Annotated in this window: 7 protein-coding genes; all 7 read left to right on the top strand. The window is 73.1% G+C overall.

The features are described 5' to 3' along the window. Nucleotides 1-45: 45 nt before the first annotated feature. On the top strand, nucleotides 46-1,014 hold the full coding sequence (locus OG587_RS00340; protein WP_329085724.1) for a hypothetical protein: 969 nt from the start codon (nucleotides 46-48) through the stop codon (nucleotides 1,012-1,014). Beyond that, nucleotides 1,008-2,321 carry a S8 family peptidase gene (locus OG587_RS00335; RefSeq protein ID WP_329085722.1) on the top strand — a complete coding sequence of 438 codons (1,314 nt, stop codon included), beginning with the start codon at nucleotides 1,008-1,010 and terminating at the stop codon, nucleotides 2,319-2,321. The genes OG587_RS00340 and OG587_RS00335 overlap by 7 nt, the downstream gene beginning before the upstream one ends. A gap of 129 nt (nucleotides 2,322-2,450) precedes the next feature. Continuing rightward, nucleotides 2,451-2,801 carry a hypothetical protein gene (locus OG587_RS00330; protein ID WP_329085720.1) on the top strand — a complete coding sequence of 117 codons (351 nt, stop codon included), beginning with the start codon at nucleotides 2,451-2,453 and terminating at the stop codon, nucleotides 2,799-2,801. Then, the gene (locus OG587_RS00325; protein WP_329085718.1) at nucleotides 2,789-3,097 is read left to right on the top strand and encodes an MGMT family protein; all 309 of its coding nucleotides are present in this window, start codon (nucleotides 2,789-2,791) and stop codon (nucleotides 3,095-3,097) included. The genes OG587_RS00330 and OG587_RS00325 overlap by 13 nt, the downstream gene beginning before the upstream one ends. Nucleotides 3,098-3,244: 147 nt before the next feature. Continuing rightward, a complete protein-coding gene (locus OG587_RS00320; protein ID WP_329085717.1) occupies nucleotides 3,245-6,145 on the top strand; it encodes a CDP-glycerol glycerophosphotransferase family protein in 2,901 nt (966 codons plus the stop codon). Between the two features lie 397 nt (nucleotides 6,146-6,542). Next, nucleotides 6,543-9,761, top strand: coding sequence for an ATP-dependent helicase (locus OG587_RS00315; RefSeq protein ID WP_443075377.1), 3,219 nt, complete (start codon nucleotides 6,543-6,545; stop codon nucleotides 9,759-9,761). Between the two features lie 132 nt (nucleotides 9,762-9,893). Then, the gene (locus OG587_RS00310) at nucleotides 9,894-13,829 is read left to right on the top strand and encodes a UvrD-helicase domain-containing protein (RefSeq protein ID WP_329085715.1); all 3,936 of its coding nucleotides are present in this window, start codon (nucleotides 9,894-9,896) and stop codon (nucleotides 13,827-13,829) included. The last annotated feature ends 310 nt before the right edge of the window (nucleotides 13,830-14,139 follow it).

Below are 14,139 nucleotides of genomic sequence, written 5' to 3'. Positions count from 1 at the left end.
CCGCCGCCGATAGGGCGGGGAGGTCCTTCGACGTAGCATCGGAGTATGTCGCAGCAAGGGCGGTCCCAGGAGCCGGAGCGGCCTCTGGGAACCCCCGCCCCCCGCGCGCGCGGCGGCTGGCCGCCGTCCGGCTCCCGGGTGGGCGGCATCGGCGGTGCCGGAAGCAGCCGGGTCCGCCGGGCGCCCGTGCCGGGCTCCCCCGCCAGGCGGTCCCGCGTGCGGTCCTGGCCGGCGGCGGGCCACGACCGTACGGCGGTCAAACGCGCCGAGCTGGAGACCCTGGAACAGGGCATCCGTTTCCGTACGATCTTCCTGATCCTGATGGGCACGATCCTCGCCATCGCCGCCACCAACGTGCTGACCGGCACGGTCGGGCTGGTGCGCGAGACGAGCTCGCGCCCGCTGACCGCCGCCGAGCAGGCCCGCTACATCCAGGACGACATCGCCAGGCGCTGGCACACCTGGACCGCCGACCTGGTCTTCCCCGTCGAGTTGCAGTACATCGGCCTGGGCAGGGTCCAGCAGTACGCCCGCAGGGTCGGTCTCGCCCCCGAGGTCGCCTGCGCGGCGGGAACGGACGCGCCGGTGGGGTCGGTGCTCTCCGAATACGGCTGCCGCACCCTGCTGCGGGCCACCTACGTCGACCAGACGTCCTCGTTCGCCTTCACCGTGGGCATCGCCGTGCTCGGCGACGAGGAGCGGAGGATCGCCGCCTCCGCCCAGCTGGCCGTGGACGATCGGGTGGGGGTGCGCCCGGTGGCCTTCCCCGGCACGGCGACCGAGCTGTTCGGGGCCGCGCAACGCCAGCGCAACGCCTGGGTGGGCGTCGGTCCCTACATCGTCTTCTCCACGGCCGGCTACACCGACGGCCGCACCCGCCAGGCGGTCGCCCCCGAGGAGATCCTGCACAGCGAGCTGTGGCCCGCGGCCCAGGCGGTCGCGGGGCGCATCGCCCACGCCCTCGGCGACGAGCCCAGCGCCGTGCCCCAGTGCACCCAGGGGAACGTGTGCTGAGGTTCCGGAGGTTCTGGGCGGCGGGAGCGCTGGCCGCGCTCTCGGTGGCGGGTCCGGTGCCGGTCGCCGCCCCGGCGCTCGCCGGGACCGTGTCGACCGCGCAGCCTGAGCCGGCGTCCCCCGGGTCGGTGTCGCCCGGGGGGACCGCGGATGTCCGCGAGGACCAGCGCTGGGTGCTGGAGATGCTCAACACCGAGGAGGCGTGGAAGGTCACCAAGGGCTCGGGCGTCATCGTGGCACTGGTCGACAGCGGGGTGGACGACCAGGTCGCCGAGCTGCAGGGGCGGGTGATCTCCGGGCCCGACATGGGTTCGGTCCGGTTCGACAGGGACACGCCGGACGCCGGGAGGCACGGCACCGCCATGGCCTCGCTCATCGCCGGGGCGGGCAAGGGGGAGGAGGGCCTTCTCGGCGTCGCGCCCGAGGCCAGGATCCTCTCGCTGCCGTTGATCGTCGAGGAGCGGCCCGAGGACGGCTCCGCCCTGCCGAACGAGGATCTGCGCTCGCGCAACGACAGCCCCCTGGCCCGCGCGATCCGCTACGCCACCGATCACGGGGCCAAGGTCGTCAGCATGTCGCTGGGTGCCTACGGGCCGCACAGGAGCGAGCGGGAGGCGGTCGCCTACGCGCTGTCCAGGGGCGTGGTGCTCGTCGCCGCCGTGGGCAACGACGGAGATTCCCGGTACGCCATGGACAACGCCACCTCCTTCTGGAACTTCCCCGCCGGATACTCCGGGGTCATCGGTGTGGGCGCGGTGGACGACCTGGGCAGGCCGGCGACGTTCAGCAGCGACAACCTGTCGGTCCTGGTCTCGGCGCCGGGTGTCGACGTGCCGGTGGTCGTTCCGGGAGGAGAGTACGGGTCTTCGGAAGGGACCAGTTCGGCGACCGCGCTGGTGGCCGGAGTTGTCGCCCTCATAAAAGCAAAATATCCGGATATATCGCCTCAAATGGTGTCGCAGGCCCTCACCTCCACAGCCACGGCGCGTCCCGTCGCCGGTTACGACGACCACGTCGGGTTCGGCGTCGTCGACGCCGCGGCCGCCCTGGCCAAGGCGGGCCGGCTCGTGGCCGGGGCCGCGGAGGTCCAGGTCCCCGACGGCAAGCACTTCGGCGACGGCACCCTGCCCACCGAGCCCAGCAGGCCGGGCCCCGAGCCCGCGCGCCTCTGGCTGTACGGCGCGGGCCTCGCGGGCGGCCTGCTGGCGTTCGCGGCGGCCGTGGCGATGCTCAATCGGCATTCCGGCAGGGGAGGGCCGATGATGGCGTCCCCCGAGCCGATCCGGCACGGGAGGTCGCGAAGATAACCGCAATTCGACTGCGATTCGAACGCGTTTTGGACACCGTTCGGATGCGGTATCCGGGATGCCGGGATTCACGCTCCGGAAAACCGGGAAGGTTCGCTAGTCTCGCGCGTTATGGGGTACGAGTTGCGCGTGGAGCGCCCTGCGCCTCTCGCCTTCGCGGAACTCGCGACTGTGCTGGGGCAGGCGGGGTTCGAGTTCAGGGGCTCGCAGGAGTCGGGGGAGATTCTGGCCCGTCATAATGGCGCGGTCCATGCCATAGCGCTATGGAACGGGCAACTTTCCGGCGCCCCCGGATCCGACTGGCAGGTGGCCCAGCTGGCGCGCGTGTCCGCCCTCCTTGGAGCCCGGCTGGTCGGCGAGGACGGCGAGTCCTACGCGATCCGCGGCGGCCTGGTCGAGCAGCTGAACGGCTCGGCGGCCTACGAGTTCGGCAAACTCGACGAGATCCTCTCCGCCGGACCGACCGTATGGAGTCAGTAGGCCACCCCACCCCGTACGCGGAGCGGGTGCTCGACCTGGTCGAGCGCATCCCGCCCGGAATGGTGATGTCCTACGGCGACATCGCCGAGTATCTCGGCGAGGGGGGCCCGCGCCAGGTCGGCAGGGTGATGTCCACCTGGGGCGGGGGCGTGCCCTGGTGGCGCGTCGTGCACGCCGACGGTACCCCGCCGCCCGGCCACGAGCAGCGATGCCTGGCGAGCTGGCGCGAGGAGCGGACCCCGCTGCGGGGCGCCCGCGCCGACATGCGGGCGGCCAGATGGGACGGAAATCCGTAGACGGTGCGACGGTGCGGAGCGGGAAACCTGCTAGATCACAACTGCCTGTAAATCCCGCAAGCCCGTAAATCACGGCGTAACCGGCCCTGCTGTGGCGCACTAACATGGCCTAGGACAGCGCTCTGTCCGAAAGGCGGTGCTTTCCCCATGGCCACCGGTGCCACTCCCGCACGAGTCAGCGGCGACCCCGTCGCTGACCGTCTGCGGGCTGTCCAGGATCTCTGCGACCGGGGAGAACCACTCGACTCGATCATGGCCGCGGTGCTGGCGGACGGGCTGAAACCGGCTGAGCGCCGCCGCTTCGACGCCGCCGCGCTGGCCGGCCCCCTGGGGTCCCGGCTGGAGATCGCGGCCAAGCGGGGCGCCGCCAGGCGCCGCGAGTTCGTCACGCTCCTGAAGCCGTACGTGACCGGTGTCGACGCGAAGGCCAAGCGCGACCTGCCGGTCGCCCGCAGGATCGCCTTCCACCTGATCGAACATCGGGGGATCGACGACCTCGCCGAAGGCGACGAGCTGCAGAGGCTCGTGACCGCCGCGGCCGAGCCGTCCAGGCGCGTCCGCAAGAGCCTCCGCTGGTACGCGGACCTGCCGCTCCAGGACGAGCTGCCCGAGACCCTGTACCGGCTGCGGGCGGCCGACCTCATCCCGGTGACCCAGATCGAGGACATCTCCTGGTCGGGCGGGAGGCTGCACGTCAGCGGCCACGCCTACCTGGCCGGGCTGTCCGTGCGCAGCCGCCGCCTCAACCGGGCCACGGTGGTGCTGCGCGGACCGCGCTGGCTGCCGCCGGTGCGGCTTCGCACCCGCAGGGTCTTCCACCCCGAGGCGACCCACGGCGCGGAGGAGGCGGGCTGCAACTACGACTGGTCCGGTTTCACCGCCGAGATGAGCCCCTGGCCGCTGCGCTGGCGTTCGGCCGTACGGGCCGTGGTGCGCGGGGGCAAGCGCCTGCTGCGCCGCCGCGCGACCGTCCAGGACACCACCACCTGGCGTACCGAGATCGTGATCTGGAGCCGGGGCGCCCGCGCCGGCGGTCTCCTGCGCGGTCCCTCCACCGGCCGCACCGAGCGCCCCGGGGGGCTGGACCTCGGCAAGGGCTGGTGGATCCGTCCCGTCTGGACCTCCGACCGCGCCCTCCAGGTCGTGCTGCAGCCCACCCGGGCCGAGCTGGCCGGCGTGCGGTTGAACGGCGAGCGCCTGGAGGTCGAGGTCTTCCTGCCGGGCAAGGGCGTCACCAGGGGGCAGGCCCGCCTGGACGGCCACCGGATCGCCGCGGACTTCACCCCCGCCGAGGGCGGCACCACCGTCGTCGTGCCGCTCGCGACGGCCTCCCTGCTGCAGGAACGCGACGGCGGCAGGCTCTGGATCGAGCCCAAGGGCGACCCCGCGGCCTCCGTCATGATCGGCAAGGCTCAGGAGAGCCGTACGGTCGTCGGCGACCGGGAGATCACCGTGCTGCGCGACCGGCGCGACCGCGTGAGCGTCTCCGCGCACCGGATCCGCCCGGTCATCACCGCGGCGACCTGGGACGAGCGGGGCGTGCTCACCCTGGAGGGCTCCTACCCCGGCTCCGGCGAGGCCGCGCTCACCCTCAAGCACCGCAGCGGGCTGATCCACGCCATCCCCCTGAAGCGCGAGGACTCCCGCTTCACGGTCGGGCTCGCGCCCGCCGCGATGCCCCGCTTCGGCGACACGGCCCCGCTGAGCAGCGGCACCTGGAGCATGGCGGTCCGCGACGCGGCCGGGCAGATCGTCCCGTTCCGCGTCGACCACGCCATCCTCGACGGGCTGGACGAGGACACGAAGATCCGTGACGGCCGCGAATACCGCCTGATCTCCACCCGCTTCGACATCCCGGTGCTGTCCGTCGCCGAGCACCTTCCCGACGACGAGAAGGGCGCCGGCGGCCTGTTCGCCCTGCGCCGGCACTTCTACCCCGCCGAGCGGACCCGCGAGCTGAACGACGCGACCGTCTACGTCGCCTACGACGGGCGGCAGTACGAGGGCAGCGTCCGCGCGGTCTACGAGGAGCGCGTGCGGCGCGGCGACGCCGGTGAGCACATCTGGGTGGTCAAGGACGGCGCGTTCGTGCCTCCCGGCCCCCAGGAGCTCGGCTTCGGCGCGGGCACCGGCCCGACCGTGGTGCGCGCGGGCAGCCGCGAGCACTACGCGGTGCTGGCCCGCTCGCGTTACGTGGTGACCAACGGCTTCCTGCCGCCGTGGTTCCGGTCCCGCGAGGACCAGGTGGTGGTGCAGACCTGGCACGGCACCCCGGTCAAGCGCCTGGGCAACGACCTGCCGCACATGTCCCGCGACCCCAAGCCGCCGGCCTGGCACCGGCAGGCCGTCGAGGTGCGGGGCTGGGATCTGCTGGTCTCCCAGAGCCCCTGGGCGACCCGCGTCCTGCGCAAGGCGTTCGGCTACCAGGGCGAGGTCCTGGAGAGCGGTTACCCGCGCAACGACGTGCTCGTGGCCCCCGACCGCGAGGAGCTGGCCGCGGCGGTGCGCGCGCGGCTCGGCGTCGCCGAGGGCGCCAAGGTGGTGCTCTACGCGCCGACCTACCGCGACTACGACCGCAAGAACGCCTCGATCCGCCTGGACCTGGCCGAGGCGCACCGGATGCTCGGTCCCGGCTACGAGTTCCTGATCCGGGGTCACTCGATGCAGGCGGCGCCGAACGTGCGCGCCGGTCTCGGCCGCGACGTCACGACATATCCGGATATCACGGATCTGATGTTGATCGCGGACGTGCTGATCACGGACTACTCGTCGGTCATGTTCGACTTCGCGGCGACCGGCAGGCCGATGCTCTTCTTCACCTACGACCTGCAGCGTTACTCGTCCAAGCGGGGCGTCTACCTCGACCTGGCCGCCGAGGCCCCCGGCCCGCTGCTGTCCACCGGGGCGGAGGTCATCCAGGCCCTGCGGTCGATCGACGAGGTGGTCGCCACCCACGCCGAGAAGTACGACCTCTTCCAGCGCACCTACGCGCCCCGCGACGACGGCAAGGCGACGGCGAGGCTCGTCGACCGCGTCTTCTCGACCTGACCGTTCCGCACCGGTCCGGGTGATCCGGACGCCCTCCCGGGGGCCGTTTCCCTGAAACGGCCCCCGGGAGTCGTCCCGGGGCTCGCTCCCGGCTCCGTCCCCGGGCTTGTTCCGAGGTCTTGTTCCGGGGCTTGTTCCCGGGTCTCCGCTCCGGGCCCGTTCCCGGGCCGTCTCGCGATCCCCGGCCGGTTCCCGGCGGTTCCGCGAGGGGCCCGCCTAACCGCCCGACCGCCCGTCAGCCCGCCCTCCGGAGGCTCCGTCCCAGGTCCACGCGGTGCTCCGGCCACCGGTTCTCCCGTGAACCGCCCGCCGCCCGCCGCGTCCGGTGAAGAATCCGCCATGCCGTACCCGCCGACTCGGCACGATCATCGTCCGGGATCTGGTGGAATGGCGAGTTGTGAGTGGTCAGGACTGGCGGCTGATACGTCGTGAGGGTGCGGGGAGGGCTGTTGCCCCTGCGCTCGACGAGCACCAGCGGGCGGTGGTGGCCCATGAGAGCGGCCCGCTCCTCGTGCTCGCGGGGCCCGGCACCGGCAAGACCACCACGATCGTCGAGACCGTCGTCGACAGGATCGAGCGCCGGGGCGTCGACCCCGAGAGGGTGCTCGTCCTCACCTTCAGCCGCAAGGCCGCCGAGGAGCTGCGCGAGCGCATCACCGCCCGGATGCGCCGCACCACCCGCACCCCCCTCGCCCTCACCTTCCACAGCTACGCCTACGCGCTGCTCCGCCGCGAGGCCGTGCTCGCCGGAGGGGTGCCGCCGCGCCTGCTGACCGGCCCCGAGCAGCTCCTGGAGATCCGCCGCCTGCTCCACGGCGAGCTGGAGGACGGCGCCACGCACTGGCCCGACGACATGCACGAGGCGCTCAAGACGCGCGGTTTCGCCCAGGAGCTCCGCGACTTCCTGGCCCGCGCCGCCGAGCGCGGCCTCGACGGGCCCGAGCTGAGAGAGCTGGGCCGCCGCCACGGTCGTCTGGACTGGACGGCCGCTGGAAAGTTCGCCGACCGTTACCAGGCCAGGTTCGACCTCGACCTCGAACCGGTCCTCGACTACGCGGAGCTGATCCGCGCGGCGGGGGCGCTGCTCTCCGACCCCGAGGTGCGCGCCCGCGAGCGGTCGGCGTACGACGCCGTCTTCGTCGACGAGTACCAGGACACCGACCCCGCGCAGGAGTTCCTGCTCCAGCAGCTGGCGGGGGAGGGCCGCGACCTGGTCGCGGTCGGCGACCCCGACCAGTCGATCTACGGATTCCGCGGCGCCGACGTCCGCGGGATCATGAGTTTCCCCGATCGGTTCCGCGACGCCGACGGCGCGAAGGCCCCCGTCGTCGCGCTGCGCGTCTGCCGCCGCAGCGGCCGGGAGCTGCTGAGGGCCACCCGCCGCGTCACCACCCGCCTGCCCGCCACCCCCGGCGGCGCCGCCCACCGCGACCTGCGCGCCCTGCCGGACGCCGAGCCCGGCGACGTGCGGGTGCTGGTGGCCGACGGCGCCACCCAGGAGGCGGCGATCGTGGCCGACACGCTCCGCAGGGCGCACCTGCTGGACGGCGTCCCCTGGTCGCGGATGGCCGTGCTGGTGCGGTCGGCGACGCGCCAGGTGCCGCTGCTGCGCCGCGCCCTGGTCACCGCCGGGGTGCCGGTCGTGGTCGGCGGCGGCGAGGTGCCGCTGTTCCAGGAGCCGGGCGTACGGCCGCTGATCAGGCTCATCCAGGTGGCGCTGCACCCGGAGACCCTCGACGAGGGGGTCGCGGAGGAGCTGCTGACCGGGGCGCTCGGCGGCACCGACATGATCGGGGTGCGCCGCCTGCGCCGCGCGCTGCGGATCGCCGAGCACGAGGCGCTGGCCAACCCCGACGAGCACGACGTGGACGTGGACGAGATGGTGGAGCGCGAGGTTCCGGGCCCGCGCTCCTCGGGCGAGCTGATGGTCGCGGCGCTGAAGGACGCGCGGGAGCTGGTCAGGGTGGAGCCGCACGTGGCGCTGCCCGCCGAGCGGCTCGCCGGTCTCATCTCCGCCGCCACCGAGGCCGTACGGCAGGGAGGCACCGCCGAGGACGTGCTGTGGGCCGTCTGGCAGGCCACCGGCCTGGCCAGGAAGTGGACCGACGTCAGCCTCAGGGGCGGTGTCAGGGGCACCATGGCCGACCGCGACCTCGACGCCGTCGTGGCGCTGTTCGACCACACGGCCAGGTTCGTCGACCGGCTCCCGCACGCCGGGGTGGACGTGTTCGTCGAGGACCTGGTCGCCCAGGAGATCCCCGGCGACTCCCTCGCCGAGCGGGCCCCCGACGGAGACACGGTCCGCATCCTCACCGCGCACCGCTCCAAGGGCCTGGAGTGGGACGTGGTGGTCGTCGCCGGGGTCCAGGAGGGCGCCTGGCCGGACCTGCGGCTGCGCGGGTCCATCCTGAGCACCGACGACATGGTCGCCAGGGCCGAGGGCTCCGAGCACGAGAACCCGGCGGCCGTCTCCGCCGCCCTCGCCTCCCAGCTGCTGGCCGAGGAGCGCCGCCTGTTCTACGTGGCCGCGACCAGGGCGAGGAAGAGGCTCATCGTCACCGCCGTGGGCGGCGACGACACCGAGGAGCGGCCCTCCCGCTTCCTCACCGAGCTGGTGCCCGGCTCGGCCGAGGACGCGGGCGTCGACGAGCGTTCCCGCTGGCTCAGCATGTCCGCGCTCGTGGCCGACCTGCGCTCGGCGGTCGCCGACTCCACCAGGCCCGAGCCGCTCCGCAGGTCCGCGGCCGAGCACCTGGCCAGGCTCGCCGCCTCCGGGGTGCCCGGCGCCCACCCCAACGAGTGGTACGCCCTCACCCCCATCTCCGACGACCGCCCGCTCAGCTGGCCCGACGACATCGTGCGCGTCTCGCCCTCGGCGGTGGAGAGCTTCAGCAAGTGCGGCCTGCGCTGGCTGCTGGAGACCTCCGTGGGCGCGGGCGGCACCGACGTGGCCCGCGGCCTGGGCACGGTCGTGCACGCGCTCGCCGTCCTCGCCGCGACGGGCATGCCCACCGAGGAGACCCTCGGCAAGCGCCTGGACGACGTCTGGCACGAACTCGACTTCGGCGGTGTCTGGTACAACCGCAAGCAGCGCAGGGTCGCCGAGGAGATGATCTCCAAGTTCGTCCGCTGGCACGAGGAGAACCCCAGGGAGCTGGTCGGCCTGGAGGAGGCGTTCACGGCCATGGTCTCCGAGGGCGTGCAGATCAAGGGCAGGGTCGACCGGGTCGAGCGCGACGGCGAGGGCCGGGCCGTGATCATCGACATCAAGACCGGCAAGAACGGTCCCAAGGACGCCGATCTCGAACGCCACCCACAGCTCGGCGTCTACCAGCTCGCCGCGCTGCTGGGCGCCTTCCAGCGGCACGGCATGACCGAGCCGGGCGGCGCGGCCCTGGTCCAGGTGGGCGACGCGGCGGGCAAGAAGGCCGCCAAGGAGCAGACGCAGCCTCCCCTGGCGGACGACCCGGATCCCGGCTGGGCCCGCGACATGGTCGACACCGTCGCGATCGGCATGTCGGGGCCGTTCTTCCAGGCCAAGGTGAACGACGGCTGCCGCACCTGCGCCGTGCGGGCGAGCTGCCCGGTCAGCAAGAACGGAGATCAGGTGTGCTGAGCCGCCCGACCCCGGGGGACGCCCCGTGCTGAACCGTGTCACGCGTACGGGGAGCCCGCGCCCCGCGCCCGGTCGTGTCGCGCGTACCGGAGGGTCAGGCCCGCGCCGTGCGGCCCGGCACGGGGGCGCCACGTGCTGAGCCCGGTCCAGCTGGCCGCCAAGCTGGGCATCCTGCCGCCGACCCCCGAACAGGCCACCGTGATCGAGGCCGGTCTCGAACCGATGGTCGTGATGGCCGGAGCCGGGTCCGGCAAGAGCGAGACCATGGCCGGGCGCGTCGTCTGGCTGGTCGCCAACGGGCTGGTCCGCCCCGAGCAGATCCTCGGGCTCACCTTCACCAGGAAGGCCGCCGGAGAGCTGGCCGCGCGCGTGCGCGAGCGGCTCAACGGCCTGGTCGAGACCAAGCAGGTGCCCGCCGACCTGATGGAGGGCGAGCCGACCATCTCGACGTACCACGCCTACGCGGCCCGCCTGGTCACCGACCACGCCCTGCGTGAGGCGCTGGAGCCGACCATGCGCCTGGTCTCCCCGGCCGTCTCCTGGCAGCTCGCGGGACGGGTGGTCAGCGCGTACGACGGGCCGATGGAGCAGGTCGAGTGGAGCCCGGCGACCGTCACCCGGGCGGTGCTGGAGCTCGCCGGTGAGCTGGCCGAGCACCTGCGCACCCCGCAGGACGTGCGCGACGTCGGCGCCTGGCTCGCCCGGCGGTACGACGAGCTGCCCGGTACGCCGATCAAGGACCAGCGCAGGCCGCTGGTCGTCCAGCGGGCCAGGGAGCAGCTGCTGCCGCTGGTCGAGGCGTACGACCGGCTCAAGCGGGGCAGGGAGGTCGTCGACCACGGCGACCAGATGGCGCTGGCCGCCCGGATCGCCGCCAAGCACGCCGACGTCGGCGAGATCGAGCGCGGGCGGTTCGCCGTGGTCCTCCTGGACGAGTACCAGGACACCAGCCACGCCCAGCTCGTCCTGCTGCGCGCCCTGTTCGGCGGAGGCCACCCGGTGACGGCCGTGGGCGACCCCTGCCAGTCCATCTACGGCTGGCGCGGCGCCTCCGCGGGCAACCTGACCCGTTTCCCCGGCGATTTCAGGACCGCGTCCGGAGAGCTCGCCCCGATCAACCGCCTGTCGGTCAGCTTCCGCAACGGCGACGCCGTGCTGGACGTCGCCGCCCGGCTCCAGCTGCCGCTGCGGATGGAGGCCAGGGAGGTGCCGGTCCTGGTGCCCGGTGGCAACCGGGTCGATCGCGGCCGGGTGGTGTGCGCCTTCCACGAGACCGCCGACGGCGAGGCGGAGTGGATCGCCTCGGGGATCGCGAGGGTGCTGGGCGCGGAGAGCGCGCCCGACGGCATGCCCTGGGGAGAGGGCGAGCGCAAGCGGGCCAAGCAGAGCGCCTGGGGCGGGCCGCAGTGCCTCCAGCCGCACGACGTGGCGATCCTGGCGCGCAAGCGCTCGCAGTTCCCCGCGCTGCGCAGGGCGCTGGAGGCGCGCGGCATCCCGGTCGAGGTCGTCGGCCTGGGCGGCCTGCTCACCGTGCCCGAGGTCGCCGACATCGTCTCCACCCTGCGGGTGATCTACGATCCGAGCGCCGGGGACGCCCTGGTGCGGCTGCTGTCCGGCCCCCGATGGCGGATCGGCCCCGCCGACCTCAAGGAGCTGGGGGAGCAGGCCCGCGACCTGAATCGGGAGACCCGCGAGGGTGCCTCGCCGGTGGCCGACCCACTGGACCAGGTCGTGGCGGACATGGCCGAGGAGCGCGGCAGCCTGGTCGACGCCCTCGACGAGCTGCCCGACCGGCCCGCGTGGCAGGACCTGTTCTCCCCCCTGGCCCGGGTGCGGCTGGTCGCCATGGCCCAGGAGTTGCGCCTCCTGCGCTCCCATACCGGCCAGCCGCTGCCCGACCTGATCCTGGAGATCGAGCGCAGGCTCGGCCTGGACATCGAGGTGGCGGCCAGGGGGACGGCCGTCGGCCCGTTCGCCGCCCGCGCCGACCTCGACGCCTTCCTGGACGCCGCCGCCCGGTTCGCCGGAGACTCCGAGGACCCGACGCTGGGCGCGTTCCTGGCGTTCCTGAAGGCGGCCGACGAGGAGGAGAACGGGCTGGACGCCGGGCGGGTGGGCGAGAGCAACAGCGTGAAGCTGATGACCGTGCACGCCTCCAAGGGCCTGGAGTGGCCGGTCGTCGTGGTGCCCGGCCTGTCGCAGGCGCTGTCCAAGGCCGGGACGCTCACCGTCGGCACCATGTTCCCCGCCCGCGCCACGACCAGCCCGAAGTGGACGGAGAACCCCCGCAAGCTGCCCTACCCGCTGCGCGGCGACGCCTCGGACCTGCCGGGGCTGACCGGGCTCTCCAAGGAGGAACTCGCCGATTTCGACGAGCGCTGCCGCGACCGCGACCTGCTGGAGGAGCGCCGCCTGGCGTACGTCGCCGTCACCCGCGCCCACTACCTCCTGATCGCCTCCGGCTACCGCTGGGGCACCGCGGCCAAGCCGCTGGAACCGTCCGACTTCCTGGTGGAGATCCGCGAGACCTGCGGCCGGGTGGCCTTCTGGGCCCCCGAGGTGGAGGAGGGCGCCGCCAACCCGCTTCTCGCCGAGCCCGCCGAGTCCGTCTGGCCGATCGCCCCGGAGGACGTCCGCTACGCGGCCGTGCTCGACGGCGCCACCATGGTCGAGGCCGCCCTCGCGGCGATGGCCGGGGGCGCGACTCCCGCGACCGGTTCCGGGTCTGCGTCCGCGTCCTCGTCCGCGTCCTCGTACGAGGATGTTCCCTTTCCCGAGTTCCCCGGGGCCGCGCGGGGCGGGGAGGGTTTCCCCGAGGAGGCGGACGTGCCCTTCCCCGGCGACCCGTGGGACGAGTCCTTCCCGGAGGACGAGCCCTTCCCGGAGAGCCCGGAGGACGAGGACGTGCCGTTCCCCGCCGATCCGGAGGACGCGGGCGCTCTTCCCGGGGCGTCCGAAGCCGTGTCCGCCGCCCGGCGGAGCGAACCGGCTGGGCCCGGCGCGGGGGCCGTACCCGAGCGGGGAGCGGCGTCCGATCCTGGGCCCGAGAGCGAGCCGGGAGCGGTGTCCAGGACGCTGTCCGAGGCCGGGGCCGGGCCGGAAACGGTGTCCGAGCCGATGTCCGGGGTGTCCGGGGCGCGAGCGGTATCCGAGGGCGGCGCCAAGCCGGCGGCGGCGGGTGCGAAACCCGCGCCTACGCCCGAGCTCAAACCCGCGCCTACGCCCGAGCTCAAACCCGAGTCCGAGCCCGAGCTCAAACCCGAATCCGAGCCTGAGCCCGAAGCCGAGTCTGAGCCCTGGGCCGGGTTCGAGGCCGAGTCCGGTGAGCTGCCCGGCCGGCGGCCGGTTCCCGTGGCCGACCTGCGAGGGTGGGACAGGGAGCGGGCGAAGGCGTGGGAGCGCGACATCGAGCTCCTGCTCAGGGAGCGCGAGCTGAACCGGCGGCGCGGTGGCGGCCGGGTGGAGCTGCCCACCCACCTGACCGTGTCCTCCCTCGTCACCCTCGCCTCCGACGCCAAGGCGCTGGCCCGGCAGATCCGCCGCCCGGTGCCCAAGAAGCCCGCCCCGCTGGCGCGCAGGGGCACCTCCTTCCACCGCTGGCTGGAGGGGCGCTGGGGCCAGCAGCGGCTGATGGACGAGTTCGAGCTGCCCGGCGCGTCCGACGACTTCGAGGAGACCGACGCCCATCTCGACGAGCTGCGTGCCCGCTTCGAGGAGAGTGAGTGGGCGGGCAGGGAACCGCTCGACGTCGAGGTCCCCTTCGAAACCATGATCGCCGACCGGGTGGTCCGCGGCCGGATGGACGCGGTCTTCCGGGTCTCCGAAGGCCGCTACGAGGTCGTCGACTGGAAGACCGGCCGCCGCCCGGACGGGAAGAAGGCCGAGGCCGCCGCCTCGGTCCAGCTCGCCGCCTACCGGCTGGCCTGGTCCCACCTGGCCTCGGTTCCCCTGGATCAGGTGAGCGCGGCCTTCCACTACGTCCTGCTCAACGAGACGGTCCGCCCCGTCAACCTCCTCGACGAGCGCGGTCTCGTCGCCCTCGTCGAGTCGGTCCCCGGACTCGGCTGACAGCGGGGGCGGCCGGGAGGCGTGCGCGGTGACGTCGGTGGAGAGCCTTTGGCATGCACGATGAGTAGCCGGTTCTTTCGTGGGAGCCACAGACGGGAGAGCGGGTTCACTGCGGAACTCCGTCTTTCGAGGTGCTTGTCAGTGGATGCGGCGGCCGAAACGGATTTACTGGGATCTATTTCACCGACGCCGGGTATTCGGTGTTCGCTGCTTGTTTTGTGGACCTGTTTCCAATTGCTACTCGCCTGGCTGTGCCCGCGTTGCCTTCTCCGCGTAATCGATCAACTGCGATAAGTTATAGATCGTCATT

It is taken from the genome of Streptosporangium sp. NBC_01469, from assembly GCF_036227305.1.
In the GTDB taxonomy this organism is placed as follows: domain Bacteria; phylum Actinomycetota; class Actinomycetes; order Streptosporangiales; family Streptosporangiaceae; genus Streptosporangium.
Note: the sequence above shows the minus strand (reverse complement) of the source record. Positions and strands in the feature narration are given on the sequence as shown.

Bases quoted from the DNA above. Each gene is read 5' to 3' on its own strand.
- OG587_RS00340 (WP_329085724.1), top strand. From the start codon at position 46: ATGTCGCAGCAAGGGCGGTCCCAGGAGCCGGAGCGGCCTCTGGGAACC.
- OG587_RS00320 (WP_329085717.1), top strand. From the start codon at position 3,245: ATGGCCACCGGTGCCACTCCCGCACGAGTCAGCGGCGACCCCGTCGCT.
- OG587_RS00325 (WP_329085718.1), top strand. From the start codon at position 2,789: ATGGAGTCAGTAGGCCACCCCACCCCGTACGCGGAGCGGGTGCTCGAC.